At 56.3% G+C, this 19,591-nt stretch carries 16 protein-coding genes and 1 tRNA gene; 9 read left to right on the top strand and 8 right to left on the bottom strand.

Annotation, left to right across the window (positions count from 1 at the left end; translation table 11 throughout):
* Positions 1-72: 72 nt before the first annotated feature.
* The 6 genes from NIG5292_RS09480 to NIG5292_RS09455 form a co-directional block, all read right to left on the bottom strand.
* Positions 73-2,268, bottom strand: coding sequence for a 3-hydroxyacyl-CoA dehydrogenase NAD-binding domain-containing protein (locus NIG5292_RS09480; protein ID WP_048599299.1), 2,196 nt, complete (start codon positions 2,266-2,268; stop codon positions 73-75).
* Positions 2,269-2,280: 12 nt separating this feature from the next.
* Entirely contained in the window at positions 2,281-3,492 is a 1,212-nt protein-coding gene (locus tag NIG5292_RS09475) for an acetyl-CoA C-acetyltransferase (RefSeq protein WP_048599298.1), read from the bottom strand.
* 26 nt (positions 3,493-3,518) lie between these two features.
* Positions 3,519-3,767 (bottom strand): hypothetical protein, encoded by a 249-nt coding sequence (locus NIG5292_RS09470; protein WP_048599297.1) that lies wholly within the window; start codon positions 3,765-3,767, stop codon positions 3,519-3,521.
* 23 nt (positions 3,768-3,790) lie between these two features.
* Positions 3,791-5,569, bottom strand: a complete 1,779-nt coding sequence (locus NIG5292_RS09465) for an acyl-CoA dehydrogenase C-terminal domain-containing protein (RefSeq protein WP_048599296.1) — start codon at positions 5,567-5,569, stop codon at positions 3,791-3,793.
* 27 nt (positions 5,570-5,596) lie between these two features.
* Positions 5,597-5,980 (bottom strand): MerR family transcriptional regulator, encoded by a 384-nt coding sequence (locus tag NIG5292_RS09460; RefSeq protein WP_048599365.1) that lies wholly within the window; start codon positions 5,978-5,980, stop codon positions 5,597-5,599.
* 267 nt (positions 5,981-6,247) lie between these two features.
* Positions 6,248-6,616, bottom strand: a complete 369-nt coding sequence (locus NIG5292_RS09455) for a MerR family transcriptional regulator (RefSeq protein ID WP_048599295.1) — start codon at positions 6,614-6,616, stop codon at positions 6,248-6,250.
* A gap of 202 nt (positions 6,617-6,818) precedes the next feature.
* On the opposite strand from NIG5292_RS09455, the gene NIG5292_RS09450 reads away from it, so the two are divergent.
* The 3 genes from NIG5292_RS09450 to NIG5292_RS09440 are packed head-to-tail and all read left to right on the top strand — an operon-like array spanning position 6,819 to position 9,168.
* Positions 6,819-7,259, top strand: a complete 441-nt coding sequence (locus tag NIG5292_RS09450; RefSeq protein ID WP_048599294.1) for a PaaI family thioesterase — start codon at positions 6,819-6,821, stop codon at positions 7,257-7,259.
* A complete protein-coding gene (locus tag NIG5292_RS09445; RefSeq protein WP_048599293.1) occupies positions 7,256-7,813 on the top strand; it encodes a PaaI family thioesterase in 558 nt (185 codons plus the stop codon). Before NIG5292_RS09450 ends, NIG5292_RS09445 begins: the two co-directional genes overlap by 4 nt.
* Positions 7,810-9,168, top strand: coding sequence for an MATE family efflux transporter (locus NIG5292_RS09440; protein ID WP_048599292.1), 1,359 nt, complete (start codon positions 7,810-7,812; stop codon positions 9,166-9,168). Before NIG5292_RS09445 ends, NIG5292_RS09440 begins: the two co-directional genes overlap by 4 nt.
* Here NIG5292_RS09440 and NIG5292_RS09435 read toward each other — a convergent pair whose 3' ends face one another.
* Together NIG5292_RS09435 and NIG5292_RS09430 are read right to left on the bottom strand one after the other, a co-directional pair.
* Entirely contained in the window at positions 9,169-10,233 is a 1,065-nt protein-coding gene (locus tag NIG5292_RS09435) for a quinone-dependent dihydroorotate dehydrogenase (protein ID WP_048599291.1), read from the bottom strand. It lies immediately after the preceding gene.
* The gene (locus NIG5292_RS09430; RefSeq protein ID WP_048599290.1) at positions 10,230-10,568 is read right to left on the bottom strand and encodes a DUF952 domain-containing protein; all 339 of its coding nucleotides are present in this window, start codon (positions 10,566-10,568) and stop codon (positions 10,230-10,232) included. The genes NIG5292_RS09435 and NIG5292_RS09430 overlap by 4 nt, the downstream gene beginning before the upstream one ends.
* Before the next feature lie 143 nt (positions 10,569-10,711).
* Here NIG5292_RS09430 and NIG5292_RS09425 point away from each other — a divergent pair, with 143 nt between their 5' ends.
* The 6 genes from NIG5292_RS09425 to NIG5292_RS09400 all read left to right on the top strand — a co-directional run.
* Positions 10,712-12,289: a bifunctional metallophosphatase/5'-nucleotidase gene (locus NIG5292_RS09425; RefSeq protein ID WP_048599289.1), complete on the top strand. Its 1,578-nt coding sequence runs from the start codon at positions 10,712-10,714 to the stop codon at positions 12,287-12,289.
* A gap of 360 nt (positions 12,290-12,649) precedes the next feature.
* A tRNA-Gly gene (locus tag NIG5292_RS09420) sits at positions 12,650-12,723 on the top strand.
* 111 nt (positions 12,724-12,834) lie between these two features.
* The gene (locus NIG5292_RS09415) at positions 12,835-14,634 is read left to right on the top strand and encodes an ABC transporter transmembrane domain-containing protein (protein ID WP_048599288.1); all 1,800 of its coding nucleotides are present in this window, start codon (positions 12,835-12,837) and stop codon (positions 14,632-14,634) included.
* 119 nt (positions 14,635-14,753) lie between these two features.
* Positions 14,754-16,640 (top strand): acyl-CoA synthetase, encoded by a 1,887-nt coding sequence (locus NIG5292_RS09410; protein WP_048599287.1) that lies wholly within the window; start codon positions 14,754-14,756, stop codon positions 16,638-16,640.
* A 168-nt stretch (positions 16,641-16,808) separates the two neighbouring features.
* Positions 16,809-18,308, top strand: a complete 1,500-nt coding sequence (locus NIG5292_RS09405) for a CoA-acylating methylmalonate-semialdehyde dehydrogenase (protein WP_048599286.1) — start codon at positions 16,809-16,811, stop codon at positions 18,306-18,308.
* Positions 18,309-18,777: 469 nt separating this feature from the next.
* Positions 18,778-19,591: glycine betaine ABC transporter substrate-binding protein (locus NIG5292_RS09400; protein WP_053084884.1), on the top strand; the 814-nt coding region annotated here is incomplete at its 3' end.

The following is a 19,591-nucleotide window of genomic DNA, read 5'->3' as shown; positions in this document are numbered from 1 at the left end:
GGGGCGTTAACGGTGTCTTAGACCACCGTGCGGTTCACGCCCCCGCTGATAAGTTACAGTGCCAACAGCCTACTAGGCGGCAGGGGCAGCAGGGGAAAAGCGGCCGTAAAAGCTTTGTCCCTTGTCGGCCATCTCACGCAAAAGTGCAGGGGTCGCAAAGCGTGCCCCGAACTTTTCGCTAAGCGCATCACAGCGTTCTGCCGCGTAGGGCGCGCCGATGATATCAAGCCACGACAGCGGCCCGCCAGACCACGGCGCAAAGCCCCAACCAAGGATCGCGCCCACGTCACCTTCGCGGATGTCCATCAGAACACCGTCCTCAAGGGCGCGCACGGCCTCAAGGGTTTGGGCAAACATTAGACGGTGCTGAACCTCGATGATGTCAGGTTGCGCGTCGCTTGTGGGGTATTTGGCGGCAAGACCGTCCCACAGCAACCCGCGCTTGCCTTTGTCGTCATAGGCGTAAAAGCCCGCGTTGGCTTTGCGGCCCAAGCGGCCCTCATCGGCCATCCAGAACAGCACGTCGTCCACGGCGCCGTCGGGGTAAGCATCGCCCATCGCCGCTTTGGTGGCTTTGGCGATTTTTACACCCAGATCGACAGATGTTTCATCGACCAATTGCAGCGGCCCAAGGGGCATGCCCAGTTGTTTGGCCGCATTTTCGATCAGGGCGGGCTGCACACCTTCGGCGACCATGCGGATGCCTTCGTTGATGTAGGGAATGATACAGCGGTTGGCGTAGAAAAAGCGCGCATCATTAACCACGATCGGGGTCTTTTTGATCTGGCGCACAAAGTCGAGAGCCTTGGCCGTGGCGCGATCACCGGTTTGCGCGCCTTTGATGATTTCCACCAACAACATTTTGTCGACAGGTGAGAAAAAGTGGATACCGATGAATTGCTCTGGGCGTGCACTGGCTTTGGCCAACTCAGAAATCGGCAAGGTCGAGGTGTTGGTGGCAAAGATGCACTCTGCGTCCACGATGGCTTCGACTTTCTTGGTGACTTCTGCTTTGATCGCCACGTCCTCAAAGACCGCCTCAACGATCAGATCACAGCCCGCAAGGGCGTTGTAATCTGTGGTTGCGGTGATCTGCGCCAGCACGGCCTCTTTCTTTTCGGGCGTGGCTTTTTTGCGCGCGATGCCTTTGTCCATATAGGTGGCGGTATAGTCTTTGCCTTTGTCCGCGGCCTCTTGGCTTTGGTCCAACAAAACCACCTCGATGCCCGCAAGGGCGGAGACAAGTGCGATGCCCGCACCCATCATGCCAGCCCCCAAAACGCCGACTTTGCGCACGGATTGGTCACTGACTTCCGCCGGACGCACAGCACCTTTTTCAAGCGCTTCTTTGTTGATGAAAAGCGAACGGATCATGGCAGAAGACGATGGGTTCATCAGCACATTGGTGAACCAGCGCGCCTCAATTTTGATGGCTGTATCAAACGGCACCAACGCGCCTTCATAGACTGCCGACAAAAGCGCCTTGGCCGCAGGAAATGCGCCTTGGGTTTTGCCGTTGACCATCGCCGAAGCACCCACATAAGTCATGAAACCCGCAGGGTGGTAGGGCGCGCCCCCGGGCATTTTGTAACCCTTTTCATCCCATGGTTTGACGATCTTTGGCTCGGAGAGGACCCATTCTTTGGCGGCTGCAACGGGATCATCCGCGATCTCGTCGATGAGGCCGGCCGCTTTGGCGCGCGCAGGGTCGCTGAGCTTGCCTTCCAGCAGAAATGGTGAGGCCCCCATGGCGCCCATCTTGCGCACAAGCCGCGTGGTGCCGCCCATGCCGGGGAAGATGCCAACCATGATTTCAGGTAGGCCAATTTTGGCTTTGGGGTTGGGGGCTGCAAAAATGCGGTGGCACGCAAGGGGCAGTTCAAACCCGATGCCAAGGGCCGTGCCAGGCAGGGCCGCCGCGATTGGCTTGCCGCCTTTGTTGGTTTTGGGGTCCATGCCTGCGCGCTCAATCTTGCGCAAAATAGCATGGGTAGCCATCAGGCCGTCCATCAGGCCGCGCGCAGGTGCGTCACCGGCCATCTCTTTCATCTTGGAAATGATGTTCAAATCCATACCGCCCGCAAACGAGCCGGGTTTGCCAGAGGTCAGCACAGCGCCTTTGATGGCATCATCGGCCAGCACTTGGTCAATGAGCGCGTCAAGGTCGTCAAAACCCTGTTGGTTCATCACGTTCATGGATTTGCCAACGGTGTCCCACACGATTGTGGCCACGCCGTCTGCGTCGATGTTCATAGAAAAGTCAGACATATCAATGGCTCCTTACACGCGTTCGATGATTGTTGCGGCACCCATGCCAGAGGCGATGCACAAAGTGGCCAAGCCAACTTCTTTGTCTGCACGCTCCATCTCATCAAGCAAAGTGCCGATGATGATTGCGCCGGTCGCCCCAAGGGGGTGCCCCATGGCGATAGACCCGCCGTTCACGTTGACCACGCTATCGTCCACATCAAAGGCCTGCATAAAGCGCAGCACAACCGAGGCGAATGCTTCGTTTACCTCAAACAGATCGATGTCTTTGATCGACATGCCCGCATCCGCGAGGATCTTTTCAGTAACGGGCACAGGGCCGGTCAGCATGATGGTGGGGTCGGTGCCAATTTTGGCCGTCTGGCGGATGCGGGCGCGCGGCTTCAGCCCGTGCTTTTCGCCAAATGCCTTTGAGCCGATCAGAACGCCCGCTGCTCCATCAACGATGCCTGACGAGTTACCCGCATGGTGGATGTGGTTGATCTTTTCGAGGTGCGGATACTTCAGCAGCGCAACTTTATCAAAGCCGGGCATGACCTCGCCCATGGCCTGAAACGCGGGGTTCAAACCGCCCAGTGACTGCATATCCGTTTGAGGGCGCATGTATTCATCGTGGGCCAGAATATCGAGACCGTTTTGATCGCGCACAGTGATCATGGAATTGGCGAAACGGTTGTCATCCCACGCGGCTTTGGCGCGTTGTTGTGATTTCACGGCCAGCTCATCCGCATCGGTGCGGCTGAAGCCGTACTCAGTGGCGATAATATCGGCAGAGATGCCTTGGGGGACAAAATACGTGTCCATCGCAACAGATGGATCAACGGCGATGGCCGCCCCGTCACTGCCCATGGCAACACGGCCCATCATCTCAACGCCGCCTGCGATATACGCGTCACCAGCTCCGCCTTTGATCTGGTTGGCAGCAAGGTTCACCGCTTCCATGCCAGAGGCGCAAAACCGGTTGATCGCAAGACCGGGGATTGACTGATCAAGGTCCGAAGCCAGCACGGCCGTACGCGCAAGACAGCCACCCTGTTCCATGACTTGGGTCACATTGCCCCAGATCACGTCTTCAACGGCGTGACCGTTTAGATCGTTGCGTGACTTCAGCGCATTGAGGATTTGGGCAGACAGGCGCACGGATGTGACTTCGTGCAGCGAGCCGTCTTTGCGGCCCTTTCCGCGCGGCGTGCGAACAGCGTCATAAATATAGGCTTCAGACATGAGGGTAGTCTCCTTGTTGAGCGGGGTCAGCGGGCAAATTGCGTCGCGTCAAACGTGAAGGTGGGGCAGGGGATGCCGGCGGGATATGAGTATTTGGCCCAAAGCGAAGCATAATCTGCTTGGCTGTTATTTGGGTTTAACCAAGAGGTGCTAATGCTTGCGGCGCGGTACAGGCTGGAGAGCCGATGACCGTCCAAAGCGAAGTCCCCAACGTGTGCTGCAGCGCGCATTGGGGCTTCCACTTCGCTTTGGTTGAAATACTCAAATCCTGACATCTGCTGCTCCGGCAAGGGGTGGTTCAGAACTGTTCGGCTTCAAGGGCCATGACAGTGTCCGCACCGCTTTCGATACGTGCCAAATGGGTTGCTGTGATCGGCAAGCATCGCGCCATGTAATATTTACCAGTGGCGATTTTGGCCTCGTAAAATCCTGTGTCTGAGGCGCCGGCATCCAGAGCCGCATAGGCCGCTTTGCCCATTTTGGCCCAGACCAGCCCCATGCAGACCTGACCGAACAAGTGCATGAAGTCATAGCTTCCTGACAGTGCGTTATTGGGGTTCTTCATCCCGTTTTGCATGAAATACATCCCCGCCGCCTGCAGGTCTTTTGATGCGGCTTTCAGGGGTGTCAGGAAGTGGGTGTTCAGCGCCTCGTGTTCGGTGTTGTCTTTGATGAAAGACTTCACCAACTCGAAGAACGCCATAACGGTTTTACCACCATTCAGTCCAAGTTTGCGCCCCACCAGATCAAGGGACTGCACGCCGTTGGTGCCCTCATAGATCATGGTGATGCGCGCATCGCGTACAAACTGCTCAAGGCCCCACTCGCGGGTGAAACCGCTGCCGCCAAGGGTCTGTTGCGCGTTAACGGCGGTTTCAAATCCTTTGTCCGTCAGGAACCCTTTGATGATGGGGGTCAACAGCGAGATCATCGCCTCGGCCTCGGCATCATCCTCGCGCACGGCTTGGTCAATCATCGTAGCGCCCCAGAACGTGAACGCGCGCGCGCCCTCAACAAAGGCCTTTTGCTCCATCAAGTTGCGGCGCACATCAGGGTGCACAATGATCGGGTCTGCGGGCTTTTCAGGCGCTTTGGCACCTGTGACATCGCGGCCCTGAAGACGGTCCTGGGCAAAAGCAGCAGCGTTTTGATAGGCCACAACACCCTGCGCATAGCCTTGCAGGCCAACGCCGATGCGCGCTTCGTTCATCATGGTGAACATTGCGCGCATACCTTTATTTTTCTCGCCAATCAGGTAGCCCGTCGCCCCGTCATAGTTCATCACGCAGGTGGCATTGCCGTGGATGCCCATTTTCTTTTCCAACCCGCCGCAAGACAGATCATTGCGCGCGCCCAAGCTGCCATCTTCATTGACCAAAAACTTTGGCACGATGAACAAAGACACGCCTTTGATATCATCCGGCTCGCCCGGAATTTTGGCCAAAACCAGATGCACGATGTTGTCGACCATGTCGTGCTCACCGGCTGAGATCCAAATCTTTTGACCGCTAATTTTGTAGCTTCCGTCCTCTTGGGGGGCGGCTTTGGTGCGCATCAGGCCAAGGTCCGTGCCGCAGTGGGGTTCGGTCAGGTTCATGGTACCGCCCCATTTGCCCGCGATCATGTTGGGCAGATAGGTTTGTTTTTGCGCATCCGTGCCGTGCGCCACGATCGCCGACATCGCCCCGTGGGCCAAGCCTTGGTACATGTTGAAGGCCATGTTTGCAGAGCTGAACATCTCACCCACGGCGGTTTGCACAATGTAAGGCATGCCTTGGCCGCCGTATTCCTCGGGCATATCAAGGCCCATCCATCCACCCTCGGCCACGGTTTCGAACGCTTCTTTGAACCCGTCAGGGGTGCGCACAACGCCGTTTTCAAGGGTGCAGCCTTGCTCATCGCCAACGGGGTTCAGTGGTGCTGTGACGTCCATCGCCAGTTTGCCTGCTTCTTCCAGAACGGCGCTGGTGAAATCTGCATCAAGGTCAGCGTAGCCGCGTGTGCTAAGCTCGGAAATGCGCAGTGTCTCGTGAAGCACAAACGCCATGTCTTTGGTGGGGGCGGTGTAATGTGGCATAACGGATCTCTCCCTGATCGGTACTTTTTAGTTAGGTGTGTCGTTTGCGTTGCGGGCGATAATTTCGGCCCCCCACGCAAGTTGTTCTTTGAGGTCTTCGATCGCCTCGGTCAGTTCATCGCGCTGGGCAATCATTGCGTTCAGGCGGTCTTGGGCAATCTGATAGGTGCGCTTTAGCTGGGTCTGCTGCTGGTCGCCCATGTCATACAGATCAAGCAACTGGCGGATGTCCTCAAGACTGAACCCAAAGCGTTTGCCGCGCAAAATTAGCTTGAGCCGCGCGCGGTCACGTTTGGTGAAAAGGCGGCGCTGGCCTTCGCGGATCGGGAACAGCAGTTCCTTGGCCTCATAAAAGCGCAACGTGCGGGCGGTGACGTCGAATGCCTCGCACATTTCACGGATGCTCATCATGCGGTCCGTGACGAAAAGATCATCCGGCGTGGTGGCGCCCGCAGAGCTGTGCGCCGACGTGATTTGGGGGGTGTCTACATGTGTCATGCCCAAGTGCTAGCAAACAGTTGACGTTAACGTAAATGTAACGCCGCGTCACTTTTCGTAAGGTAAACAACTCGTGAATCAAACGTGAATTATTAACCAATTTCCGTGGCCTAAAGCCCCCTGAAATCAGCAAAAAATTGCTATGTTTATTGGGATTTTTTCGTGGCCAAGCAGGTGCGCTCAGGACGACAGTTCATCTGCTGTCAGATCGCGCAGGCGGCGCAATTCTTCGGTGGTTTCAACCAATTGACGCTGCTGTTCTTCCAGTTCGGCCAGTTGCACATCAGCCAATTCAACCCATGCGCGCATCTGAGTCTCTGTACCCTCATGATCATAGATCAACAGCCACTGACGGATATCTTCAAGCGGGAAACCAAAGCGGCGACCTCGCAAAATAAGCGTCATGCGGGCACATTCACGGGTACTGTAAAAACGCGCGCGGCCTTCTTTGCGGGGGGTCAGAAGTTCAATGTATTCGTAATAGCGCAGGGTGCGCGGCGTGACGTCAAACCGGGTACACATCTCTTTGAAGCTGAGGTCTTCGGTCATGTTCACGGGGCAAATACTCCTGAAAATCTATACTGACTTTACGGCAAGTCGGGGGCGTCTTGCAACCGCTTCGCCGGTGGCGCATCACGAAATAGACTTGCACAAGGTGTTTGGCAGGTGAATGTTGCGTATGCGTGGGTCTGCATAATTTTGTGCCCGCTGCACCGCGCTTTGTGATGCGCACTGACGGAGAACCGCTAAGATGACCACCTCTGAAAATGCTGACCGCCAAGCGCGGATTGCTGCACAATTTATCGCGGCGATTCCACATTCGACTGCCTTGGGTATGCAGGTGCAAAGCGTGTCCGGAGGGGTTGCCGAAATCACCATGCCATATGACAAAAAACTGGTGGGGGACCCTGCGACAGGGGTGATCCATGGGGGCGCCGTGTCGGCGTTGATGGATACGTGCGGTGGGGCTGCGGTGCTGTGCCATGACGCGGGGCCCATTGGGACGGCGACCATTGATTTGCGTATCGATTATATGCGCGCGGCCACGCCAGGTCAGACCATTACAGCGCGGGCGGAATGCTATCACGTCACGCGGTCCGTCGCGTTCGTGCGGGCCACGGCGATGGACGAAGACACGGGGCGGCCCGTAGCCACGGCAACTGGTGCCTTTACGGTGGAGTTTGCGAAATGAGCGCGTCTGACAAAAACACCCGCCCCGCGCCCGAACCGGTTCAGGTGGTCAAACAGCGTCGTGACCGCGCGCTTCAGGCGTTGGTGTCGGGCATTCCCTATGTGCAGTTTTTGGGCATTGAATTTGACCGGCGCGGTGATGAGCTGACGGCGACGCTGCGTTATGATCCCAAGTTGATCGGTAATCCGCTTTTGCCTGCGATACACGGCGGGGCAACGGCGGCTTTTCTGGAAACAGCGGCGATCATTGAGCTGGGCTGGGCACGGGTCTGGAGCGACGTGGAAAGCGGTGCGCTGGACGTTGAGACGATGACACCCGAGAGCCTGCCGCGCTTGCCCAAGACGATTGATTTTACTGTGGATTACCTGCGTTCGGGCTTGCCCCGCGATGCCTATGCACGGGCGCGGATCAACCGGTCGGGGCGGCGGTTTGCCTCTGTGCATGTTGAGGCGTGGCAAGACAACCGCAGCAAGCTTTTCGCCCAAGGGACGGGGCATTTCGTGATGCCAGAGCAAAATGATGGTGCGGATGCAGCCGCGCGTGATCGCGGGTGAGTACCCAAGCGCCTGATCCCAAAACGCAGCCAACCAAGGATGCAGCCGCTGGTCCTTTGACCCATAAACGTGTGCTGCACATCGCGCTGCCGATTGTGTTGTCCAACGCCACGGTGCCGATTTTGGGCGCTGTTGATACGGGCGTTGTGGGGCAAATTGGTGATCCTGTGCCCATCGGGGCGGTGGGGATCGGCGCGATTATTCTGAGTGCGATTTACTGGGTTTTCGGGTTCTTGCGCATGGGCACAGCGGGTCTGACGGCGCAGGCCGCCGGTGCACGCGACGAAGGCGAGATGGCGGCGCTGCTCTCGCGGGCGATGCTGATTGGGATTGGGGCCGGCATGGTGATTATTGCCGCCCAAGTGGCCCTTTTTGCTGGGGCGTTCATGATTTCGCCTGCCAGTCCGCAGGTTGAGGGCTTGGCCCGCGAATACATGAGCATCCGTGTCTGGTCCGCGCCTGCGGCCATCGCGCTTTACGGCATTACCGGTTGGTTGGTGGGGCGCGAAAACACCATGGGCGTGTTTGCCATTCAGCTTTTGGTGAACCTTGCTAACATGGGGTTAAGCGTGCTGTTGGGGCTGAAACTTGGCTGGGGTGTAAGCGGCGTGGCGTGGGCCACGGTGTTTGCCGAGTGGTCTGGGCTGGCCTTTGGGTTGTGGCTGTGCCGCGGGGTGTTTTTGGGGCCCTATTGGCGCAGCGTGGCGAGGGTTTTTGATAAAGCGCGCTTGGTTAATATGATGTCCGTCAACACAGATATTATGATCCGGTCAGTATTGTTGCAGGCAATTTTTGTGTCTTTTCTGTTTTTCGGATCGGGAATGGGCGATGTGGATTTGGCGGCGAACCAAATCCTGTTGCAGTTCTTATATGTGACGGCCTACGCGATGGACGGATTTGCCTTTGCCGCCGAGGCGATCGTGGGCCGTGCGATGGGCGCGCGCGATCCGGCGCGGTTGCGGCGCGGGGCCATTTTGACAAGCGGATGGGGGTTGGGCATTTGCGCGGTGTTGGCGCTGGCTTTTGCGCTGGCTGGTGGGGCTGTGATTGATGTGATGACCACGGCGCCCGATGTGCGCGCAGCGGCGCGGGAATATTTGCCCTATATGGTCGCCGCCCCCCTGCTTGGTACCGCGTCATGGATGTTGGACGGCATTTTCATCGGGGCCACCCGCAGCCGCGATATGCGCGACATGATGCTGGTCTCGGCGCTGATTTATTTTGCCGGTGCGGTGGTGTTGTTGCCGACCCTTGGCAATCACGGCTTGTGGCTATGTTTGCTGCTGAGTTTTGTGGCGCGCGGCATTACGTTGGGTCTTAGGTATCCGGCCCTTGAGCGGGCCGCGGCGCGCTGATCAAAGCCAGCGGTCGCGGTCTGTGCCAACAGCGTCTTTGACGTTGTCGAACCCGTCCTGGCGCAAAAGCGTATCCACCCCGTTTGCAAGGTCACGTACCAACGAAAGGCCGCCATAAACCAAACCTGAATAGAGCTGCACCGCAGAGGCGCCCGCTTTGATTTTGGCATAGGCCTGTGCCGCTGTCGCCACGCCGCCCACACCAATAAGCGGGATATCCGTCAGACCAGAGAGCCGCGCCAAAACACGCGTCGACATCTCGAAGAGGGGTTGGCCCGACAGCCCGCCCGCTTCATTTGCGTGTGCCGAATTAAGCCCATCACGGCGCAGGGTGGTGTTGGTGGCGATGATTGCATCAAGGCCCGCGTCATTTGCCACGTCCGCCACATCCGCAATGTCTGCATCGCTGAGGTCCGGCGCAATTTTGAGGAACACGGGCGTTGTGCCACGCACCGCCATTACGCCCGCCAGCAATTCGGCCAGGGCCGCTTTGCCTTGCAGGTCACGTAGCTTCTCGGTGTTGGGGCTTGAGACGTTCACGGTGGCAAAATCAACCACGTCGCGGACCCGCTCCATCACGGTAGCGAAATCTGCTGCGCGGTCCGTGCTGTCTTTGTTAGCGCCAAGGTTTAGGCCCACAGGGATTGCGCCATCCGTTGTGGTTTTGCGCGCGGCCAGTCGGGTTGCGATGGCGTCCATGCCGTCATTGTTAAAGCCAAAACGGTTGATCACCGCAGCATCTTCGGTCAGCCGGAACAGGCGGGGKTTGGGGTTGCCCGGCTGGGGGCGGGGCGTCGCGGCACCCACTTCCAAAAAACCGAAACCTGCCTGCTGAAGCTTGCCAATCGCTTGCGCGTTTTTGTCAAAACCTGCGGCAAGGCCGATGGGGTTGGCAATGTTTATGCCCGCAATTTGAGTTGCCAGCCGTGCGTTCGTGATTGGGCCGGGCGTTGGGGCGAGGCCTGCGTTGAGTGCTTTGAGCGACAATCCATGGGCGGTTTCAGGATCAAAGCTGCGCAGAACGCGCATGCCGATGTTTTCTATGGTGGTTTCGATGATGCTCATGTCATATCCGCCGGAAAACGATGTTGCGCGCCGTCCCATGGCAGGGGCACGACCCATTTTGCCTCGTCCAGACGAAGGTCGCGGTAAAGGTGGGGGAAAAGATCACCGCCGCGTGAGGGCTCCCACTTCAGCGCGTCGCCCAAGTTGTCAGCGTCATAGGCCAGCAGCCACAGGTCTTCGACACCTGCAAACCATTTGGACGCGGTCTCGCCTGCCTGTGCTGCGGTTGAGAAGTGGACATAGCCATCGGCGACATCAATGGGCGCGCCTTGGGTCTGGCCCGCGTCTTGGAGGGCGGCCCATTCATCTGACCGCAGGATTTTATAGATCAACATGGGGCTTCAAGTGCCGCCGAAATGTGCAGCCGTCAAGCATCTGTTACGTTATTGGGCCATGAAGTGCCCATGGTGGGCGATGCCTACTGAACACAATTCAACGGGTGCGCCACGCTTGCGCTATCTGACAAAGGGGATTCCACATGATTAATCGTCTGCTTACTTCTGTTGCTGCGTTGGCAGTTAGTGCGGGGGCTGCTGCCGCTGACTATTCACTGACCATTTTGCACACAAACGACTTTCACGCGCGCTTTGAGCCGATCAGCAAATATGATGGTCCGTGCTCGGCGGAAGATAACACCGAAGGCAAGTGCTTTGGTGGCTCTGCTCGTTTGGTGACAGCCGTTGAAGACGCACGTGCACGCAGCAACAACTCTATTCTTGTGGATGGCGGTGATCAGTTTCAGGGCTCGCTCTTTTATACGTATTATAAAGGCAAAGTTGCCGCCGAGATGATGAACAAAATGGGCTATGACGGGATGACTGTGGGCAACCACGAGTTTGACGACGGCCCAGAAGTGCTGCGCGGGTTCATGGATGCGGTGGATTTCCCGGTCTTGATGTCAAACGCGGACTTTTCCGCAGAGCCTGCTTTGGCCGATAAATTGCTGAAATCCACAGTGATTGAGCGCGGTGGTGAGAAGATTGGTATGATCGGTCTGACGCCAGAAGACACAGATGAGCTGGCCTCACCAGGCCCGAACATCAGCTTTAGTGACCCCGTTGCTGCCGTGCAGGGCGAAGTGGACCGTCTAAGCGCGCAGGGCATCAACAAGATTGTTGTGCTGTCACACTCTGGCTTTGATGTAGACAAGCGCGTTGCTGCAAATGTGACGGGCGTTGACGTGATCGTGGGCGGTCACTCAAACACGTTGCTGTCAAATACCCAAGAGCGCGCGGTCGACGTTTATCCCGTGATGGTTGGCGACACGGCAATCGTGCAAGCCTATGCCTACGGCAAGTTTTTAGGCGAATTGAACGTGACTTTCGATGATGCGGGCGTGATTACCCAAGCCGTGGGCGAGCCGATCATCACATCGTCTGAGGTGGGTGAAGACGCGGGCACTGTGGCACGCATTGCCGAGTTGGCCGCACCGCTTGATGAAATCCGTCAGAAAGTTGTGGCCAGTGCCGCAGCACCGATTGAAGGCGACCGTGCGGTGTGCCGCGTGATGGAATGTGCCATGGGCAACTTGGTGGCGGACGCCATGCTTGAGCGCGTTGCAGACCAAGGTGTGACAATCGCGATTGCGAACTCTGGCGGTTTGCGGGCCAGCATCGACGCAGGCGAAGTGACAATGGGCGAGGTCTTCACTGTGCTGCCGTTCCAAAACACGTTGTCGACGTTCCAGATTGATGGCGCGGGTGTCATTGCGGCACTTGAAAACGGTGTGAGCCAGATTGAAGAAGTAAAAGGCCGCTTTCCACAGGTTGCGGGTTTGAAGTTTACATTTGATCCCACAGTGGCACCAAATGAGGGCCGTATCCAGGACGTGATGGTGCAGACCGCAACAGGCTTTGAAGCGATTGATCCAGCAGCAACATACTCGGTTGTAACGAATAACTATGTCCGTAACGGTGGTGACGGCTACAAAATGTTCGCAGGCGACGACAAAAACGCCTACGACTTTGGGCCGGATCTTGCCGATGTTGTTGCGGAATACCTCGCGAAATCAGGGCCTTATGCGCCATATACAGATGGTCGCATCGCGGTAAAATAAGCCTGTAGCATTTATGTTTAATCACGGCGCGTGGGGGTTCCTGCGCGCCGTTTTCATTTGAATTTGGTGGCGATTTATTGGGGTAATCAGGTGGGGGACACACGGCGTTCGCATGCCCCCCTTATGAACGTGACCAGCACTAATTAGTTAATGAACTATGTAGGAAGTCAGTTCACTTTTGGTATCTAATTGCGACTAAGTGAAAATACGATGAATCCAGCGGAAGAATTGTGAAATATTTGCAGAATTGATCTGTTGGACGCGTACAGATGTGGTGATTAGCGGGGTATCGGATCTGTAGGAGCAGATCACTCACAACCGCTTGACGATGGTCGCGCACTAACTTATTCGGACAGCAGCGCGGGTGTTGTGTAATGGTAAGACCTCAGCCTTCCAAGCTGATGATACGGGTTCGATTCCCGTCACCCGCTCCATCTTTACCTCTCCAGATTTTCGGACTGCGTGTCGCAGGTCATGGCTGTTGCTTGGCTTGCTCCTGTGCGGGGGGAGGGCTATAGCGATCCCGCACTGACAATTGAGGCCCCATGGCGCGTTCCAAAACTCCCCCGCCCAACACAACTGACGAAGAACGTGCCAAGTCAAAGGACTTTGGGGCCCTGCGCGGTTTGGTACCCTTCATCAAACCTTACACGGCGCTTTTGGTGGCGGCGGTTTTTGCGCTGATCTCGACGGCGGTGATCAGTTTGGTGTTGCCGCTGGCGGTGCGCCGCGTGGTGGATAACTTCAACACCGGTGACGCGGAAATCCTTGATCAATATTTCTTGGCGGCACTGGTCGTGGCGGGCCTTTTGGCGTTGGGCACGGGGTTACGGTTTTATCTTGTCACCCGCCTCGGCGAGCGGGTCGTGACAGATATCCGCATGGCCGTATTTGACCGCGTTATCGGTCTGTCGCCTGCATTTTTCGAAAAGATCATGACCGGTGAAGTGCTCAGCCGGATCACGACCGACACGACTTTGATCCAGTCGGTCATCGGCTCGTCCATATCGATCGCGGCACGTAACGCGTTGATTTTGCTGGGCGGTATGGTGTTGATGCTGTTGACCTCGGCCAAGCTTACGTCGTTGGTGCTGTTGATCGTGCCCGCAGTAATTGTGCCGATCATTGTGTTGGGCCGCCGGTTGCGGATGCTTAGTCGCGAGAACCAAGACTGGATTGCGGCGTCCTCAGGCACTGCGTCCGAGACACTTTTGGCAGTTCAAACAGTTCAAGCCTTTACGTCCGAAGGGCACACACGGGCGCAATTTGCGGATGTGACGGAAAAGAGTTTTGTCGCTGCGAAAAAGCGGGTGCTGACCCGCGCGTTGATGACCGTGATTGTGATTTTCCTCGTCTTTACTGGCATTGTTGGCGTGCTGTGGATCGGGGCGAATGACGTAAGCGCCGGTGCGATGACCGCAGGTGAATTGGTGCAGTTCGTGATCTACGCGGTGATGGTTGCGGGCGCCGTGGCGGCCTTGTCCGAGATCTGGTCCGAGTTGCAACGCGCGGCGGGCGCGACCGAGAGACTGGTTGAGTTGTTGCACGCCGAAGATACCGTGCTGGACCCCGCGTCGCCTGTTGCTTTGCCCGATGCAAAGCACGGCACAGTTAGCTTTGAGGATGTTACTTTCCGTTATCCCGCGCGGCCCAATGCAGCGGCGCTTGACGGTATTTCATTCAGCGTGAAGCCTGGTGAAACGGTAGCACTTGTTGGCCCGTCCGGTGCGGGTAAGTCGACGATTATTCAGCTGCTGCAGCGTTTTTATGACCCCCAAGCGGGGCGCATTATGTTGAACGGTGTGGACCTGCGCGATATGGAGCGTGCGGCATTTCGTCGTGCGATTGCCTTGGTTCCCCAAGAGCCGGTCATTTTCGCAGCCTCTGCGGCGGATAATATTCGCTTTGGCATGCCCGCTGCCACGGACGCCGAGGTTATTGCAGCCGCCAAAGCAGCCGCTGCCGATGAATTCTTAAGTGCGCTGCCCGAAGGATATGACACTTATGTGGGTGAGCGCGGTGTGATGCTGTCTGGCGGGCAAAAACAGCGCATTGCGATTGCCCGTGCGATTTTGCGCGATGCCCCTGTTTTGTTGCTTGATGAGGCCACTTCCGCGCTTGATGCGGCGTCCGAGCGCGCGGTGCAGCAGGCGGTGCAAACCCTGTCGGCGAACCGCACGACTTTGATTGTGGCGCACCGTTTGGCGACCATCAAACAAGCGGACCGGATCGTGGTTTTTGATCAAGGCAAGATCGTAGCCACCGGCACCCATGATGAATTGGTTGCACAAGACGGTCTTTATGCGCGGCTTGCGCGATTGCAGTTCACTGCAGAAATGGCTTAAATTTTCGACAATTGCTGTGGTTTTTCGTGGCGTCACACTTGCTGTGATTTGCGTTTGGCCACACGATACTAAAACGCGCGGGCTTTGGTGCGGCGCGTTGTCTTTGGGAGGAGACCACTATGTCCATTTTCGCATCGAAAGATGACATCACTGCGATCAACAACGCGATGCCCTATGCGGACCGCGACAGACCCGCGACGATGTATGCGTTTATGAAGGATGTTAAGGACCGTTTCGGGTCGCGCCCCGCGATTTCGTATCAGATTTTCTCTGGTCCGAAAGATGCAGCCGAGACGCTGACCTGGGATGAATTCTTTGCGCGCAGCGTTCAGGCCGCCAATTTGTTCCGCAGTCTTGGTGTTGGTGAAAAAGATGCTGTGGCATTTGTGCTGCCCAACTGTAACGAGACAGCGGCGACAGTCATTGGCGGTATGATCGCGGGCATCGTGAACCCTGTGAACCCGCTTTTGGACGCCACGCAAATCGGAGCCATCCTGCGTGAGACAAAGGCCAAAGTTGTTGTCACGCTAAAGGCTTTCCCAAAGACTGACGTGGCACAAAAGACTGCCGAAGCGGTAGCACTTGCGCCGAATGTTGAGCACGTGATTGAGGTTGATCTGCTGCGGTATGTGACCGGCGTCAAGAAAATGATCATCCCGCTGATCCGTCCCAAAAACCCTGTCACCCACAACGCCAAAGTGCACCAATGGGACGCTGCGGTCGGCGCACAGAACACGACGCTTGATTTTGCTGATAGCGAAGGTGACCGCGTGGCGGCTTACTTCCACACGGGCGGCACCACGGGCATGCCAAAAGTGGCACAGCATCGCTATTCGGGGATGATTTACAACGGCTGGATCGGTGACACGCTGCTGTTTACAGAAGAAGACAATGTGATCTGTCCGCTGCCGATGTTCCACGTCTTTGCGGTCCATGTGATCATGATGGCGATGATCAGTTCCGGCGCGCACGTGGTGTTTCCAACGCCCCAAGGTTACCGCGGTGACGGGGTGTTTGATAACTTCTGGAAGCTGATCGAGCGCTGGCAGATTACGTTTGTCATTACTGTTCCGACGGCAATTTCTGCGCTGATGCAGCGTCCAGTAGATGCTGATATTTCATCGATCAAAACGGCGTTTTCAGGCTCAAGCCCTCTGCCTTTGGAGTTGTTCAAAAAGTTTGAAGGCGCGACTGGAGTGAACATCGTCGAAGGTTACGGTCTGACCGAGGCCACGTGTCTGGTCAGCTGTAATCCGGTTGGTGGTCTTAAGAAGGTTGGTTCAGTCGGATTGCCGTTGCCCTACACGGATGTGAAAATCCTGATGGACACCGCAGATGGTCCCAAAGAGATGGGCGTTGATGAGATCGGTGAGGTTTGTGTCGATAACCACGGTGTCTACGCGGGCAATACCTACACAGAGGCCGAGAAGAACCAGAACCTCTATCATTTTGACACATATTTGCGCACAGGCGATCTGGGTCGAATTGATGAAGACGGCTATCTTTGGATTACCGGACGGGCCAAGGATTTGATCATTCGCGGTGGTCACAACATTGATCCTGCTGAGATAGAAGAGGCGCTTGCGGGTCACGACGCCGTTGCGATGGTGGGTGCGATTGGTCAACCAGCTGCGCACTCAGGCGAGTTGCCATGTGCCTATGTGGAACTTGTCCAAGGTGCGTCTGTCAGCGTCGATGAGTTGATGGAATACGCCAAGGCCAACATCCATGAACGCGCGGCTTTCCCCAAGTATATTGAGGTTTTAGACGAGCTTCCCAAGACCGCGGTTGGCAAAGTCTTCAAACCTGATCTGCGCAAATCTGCGATCACACGTATTTACGACAAGGCGCTTTCTGATGCGGGTTTGGCGGTGCGCGTGGCCGAAGTTCAAGACAACAAGAAGCAGGGTTTGCTGGCCATGCTGACCCCTGTTGAGGGCGTAAGCGACGCGCAAGTCACTGACGTATTGGGCAGCTTCACACGTCCTTGGCAGTGGGCCGACTAAAGCGCTTCACATCATAGCGGCGTGATCGGGCTTGCAATGCGCCCGCGCGCCGCGCCATACATTGCGGTGACCCCTTAAGGCACGCGCAGGGAGGGCGGTGATACATCGTCTTGCGGGTGCTTTTCGTTAACGCGCGGTGATAAACACCGCCCCTTCAGGAGCCGACATATGCAAGAGCTAACTCATTACATCAATGGTGCCCACGTCAAAGGAACCTCGGGCCGTTTTGCGGATGTGTTCAACCCCGCTACAGGTGAAGTTCAGGCGCAGGTGCCTTTGGCCTCTGAGGCCGAAATGGCCCATGCCGTTGAGGTAGCAGCACAGGCACAGCCAGCGTGGGCAGCGGTGAACCCGCAGCGCCGCGCACGGGTGTTGATGAAATTTGTCGATCTGCTGAACCGCGATATGCAAAAACTGGCAGAGGCCCTGAGCCGTGAGCATGGCAAGACTGTTCCAGACGCAAAAGGGGACGTGCAGCGTGGTCTTGAAGTGGTTGAATATTGCATCGGTGCGCCGCATCTTTTGAAGGGCGAATACACTGACAGCGCGGGCCCCGGCATTGATATGTATTCCATGCGTCAAGCGCTTGGGGTGACGGCGGGCATTACGCCGTTCAACTTTCCTGCGATGATCCCGATGTGGATGTTTGCGCCCGCGATTGCCTGCGGTAACGCGTTTATCCTCAAGCCGTCAGAGCGTGACCCGTCCGTGCCCCTGATGCTTGCAGAATTGATGGAAGAAGCCGGTTTGCCTAAAGGTATTTTGCAGGTTGTGAACGGCGATAAAGTGTCCGTCGATGCCATCCTGCACAATGACACCATTCAGTCCGTTGGCTTCGTGGGCTCTACTCCGATTGCTGAATATATCTATGCGACGGGTTGTGCGAACGGCAAACGCGTCCAGTGTTTTGGCGGCGCGAAAAACCACATGATCATCATGCCTGACGCGGATATGGACCAAGCCGCAGATGCTTTGGTGGGTGCGGGGTACGGTGCTGCTGGCGAGCGTTGCATGGCCATTTCTGTAGCTGTTCCCGTAGGCGATGAGACAGCTGACCGGTTGATCGAAAAGCTGGTGCCACGCATTGAGGCGTTAAAAGTCGGACCATACACTGCGGGCACTGATGTGGACTACGGCCCCGTCGTGACAGCCGCCGCGAAAGCCAACATTGAGCGTCTTGTGCAAACCGGCATCGATCAAGGTGCAACGCTGGTTGTGGATGGGCGTAACTTTAATTTGCAAGGATACGAAGACGGGTTTTTCGTGGGCCCGCACCTGTTTGATAACGTCACAAAAGACATGGATATTTATAAGCACGAGATTTTCGGGCCAGTACTGTCAACAGTGCGCGCGCAGTCGTACGAGGAAGCTCTTGGCCTTGCGATGGACCATGAATACGGCAACGGCACAGCGATCTTCACCCGTGACGGCGACGCCGCGCGTGACTTTGCCAACCGCGTGAACGTGGGCATGGTGGGGATCAACGTGCCAATTCCCGTGCCGCTGGCCTACCACACGTTCGGCGGGTGGAAGAAATCTGTCTTTGGCGATTTGAACCAGCACGGACCAGACGCGTTCAAATTCTACACCCGCACCAAAACAGTCACCTCACGCTGGCCGTCAGGCATCAAAGAGGGCGGCGAGTTTTCCATTCCCGTTATGGAATAAGTGGCTTTGGTTTAGCTGACGAACTAAACAATCGATATCTCGAAAGACCCTGCATTTGTGCGGGGTTTTTTGTTCGATACCCATTGCATTGACCACATGTACCAAATGCGTAGTTGAAGCTTTAACACGGTGGTTTGGCCGACACTTCGTATTTGTCACAGATCATGTACGAAGTGGAACCCGACAAGGTTTATAATCTTGGCGCACAGTTCCATTTAGCGGCAAGTTTGATGCGCCTGAGTACACGGCTCGTATAGCCAAGGCGCTCTGATTTGATCGTGGCGGAGTAGGCCATCAGGTATGTGAGCATGCTTTGGATCGAAACGTGCACAAAAACGACATTTTTGACGTTTTTTGACCGAATCCCCCTTGTAGCTCAGGTCTCGTTGTTAAAGGCTAAGTGCAATGGCGCGCGTGAAGGGAAACTTCACTTAAAACGAACGTGCTGAAGTTCAAACGGGAGACTGAAATGAAAAAGACATTACTTGGCGTTGTTGCCGCGACTTCGATGGGCCTTATGGGGACCACAGCGATGGCAGACTGCGGTGATGTATCCATTACCGAGATGGATTGGGCATCATCGGCGGTTGTGACATCTGTATCAAAATTCCTGATGGAGCAGGGGTACGGTTGTAACGTGACTGTTGTGCCGTCCTCAACGGTGCCTGCGCTGACATCTGTTGCTGAAACCGGCGAGCCGGACATCGTTACCGAGACGTGGGTCAACTCTACACCTGTTTACGAAGAGCTTGTCTCATCTGGTAAGTTGGTCGAAGTTGCTGATGTTCTGTCAGATGGCGGCGTTGAAGGCTGGTGGATCCCGCAGTACCTTGCGGATGCCCACCCAGAGCTGCTCACCCTTGAAGGCGTTATGGCGAACCCTGAGTTGGTAGGTGCACGTTTCCATGACTGTCCATCGGGTTGGGCGTGCGACATCATCAACAACAACAATATTAAAGCGATTAACCTTGAGGGTAGCGGCATTGAGCGCTTCCAGCACGGTTCAGGTGAAACGCTTGCTACTGCGATTGCTGCCGCATATTCCGAGCAAGAGCCATGGTTTGGTTACTACTGGGCGCCGACCTCTGTGCTTGGTAAATACCCAATGGTCCGCGTTGACGTAGGTGCGCATGATCCAGAAGCGCACGCGTGTAACGGCACACCGGATTGTGCGACACCAACACTGTCTGCATACCCGACAGCCAAAGTGAAAACTGCTGTTTCCGGCACATTGACCGAGCGTGAGCCAGAGGTCGTTGAGTTGATGAGCAACGTAAGCTTCA

Source organism: Nereida ignava (assembly GCF_001049735.1).
GTDB lineage: Bacteria > Pseudomonadota > Alphaproteobacteria > Rhodobacterales > Rhodobacteraceae > Nereida > Nereida ignava.
Note: the sequence above shows the minus strand (reverse complement) of the source record. Positions and strands in the feature narration are given on the sequence as shown.

Coding starts and splice junctions, on each gene's coding strand:
- NIG5292_RS09480 (WP_048599299.1), bottom strand. CDS start 2,268: ATGTCTGACTTTTCTATGAACATCGACGCAGACGGCGTGGCCACAATC.
- NIG5292_RS09475 (WP_048599298.1), bottom strand. CDS start 3,492: ATGTCTGAAGCCTATATTTATGACGCTGTTCGCACGCCGCGCGGAAAG.
- NIG5292_RS09470 (WP_048599297.1), bottom strand. CDS start 3,767: ATGTCAGGATTTGAGTATTTCAACCAAAGCGAAGTGGAAGCCCCAATG.
- NIG5292_RS09465 (WP_048599296.1), bottom strand. CDS start 5,569: ATGCCACATTACACCGCCCCCACCAAAGACATGGCGTTTGTGCTTCAC.
- NIG5292_RS09460 (WP_048599365.1), bottom strand. CDS start 5,980: ATGATGAGCATCCGTGAAATGTGCGAGGCATTCGACGTCACCGCCCGC.
- NIG5292_RS09455 (WP_048599295.1), bottom strand. CDS start 6,616: ATGACCGAAGACCTCAGCTTCAAAGAGATGTGTACCCGGTTTGACGTC.
- NIG5292_RS09450 (WP_048599294.1), top strand. CDS start 6,819: ATGACCACCTCTGAAAATGCTGACCGCCAAGCGCGGATTGCTGCACAA.
- NIG5292_RS09445 (WP_048599293.1), top strand. CDS start 7,256: ATGAGCGCGTCTGACAAAAACACCCGCCCCGCGCCCGAACCGGTTCAG.
- NIG5292_RS09430 (WP_048599290.1), bottom strand. CDS start 10,568: ATGTTGATCTATAAAATCCTGCGGTCAGATGAATGGGCCGCCCTCCAA.
- NIG5292_RS09425 (WP_048599289.1), top strand. CDS start 10,712: ATGATTAATCGTCTGCTTACTTCTGTTGCTGCGTTGGCAGTTAGTGCG.
- NIG5292_RS09415 (WP_048599288.1), top strand. CDS start 12,835: ATGGCGCGTTCCAAAACTCCCCCGCCCAACACAACTGACGAAGAACGT.
- NIG5292_RS09410 (WP_048599287.1), top strand. CDS start 14,754: ATGTCCATTTTCGCATCGAAAGATGACATCACTGCGATCAACAACGCG.
- NIG5292_RS09405 (WP_048599286.1), top strand. CDS start 16,809: ATGCAAGAGCTAACTCATTACATCAATGGTGCCCACGTCAAAGGAACC.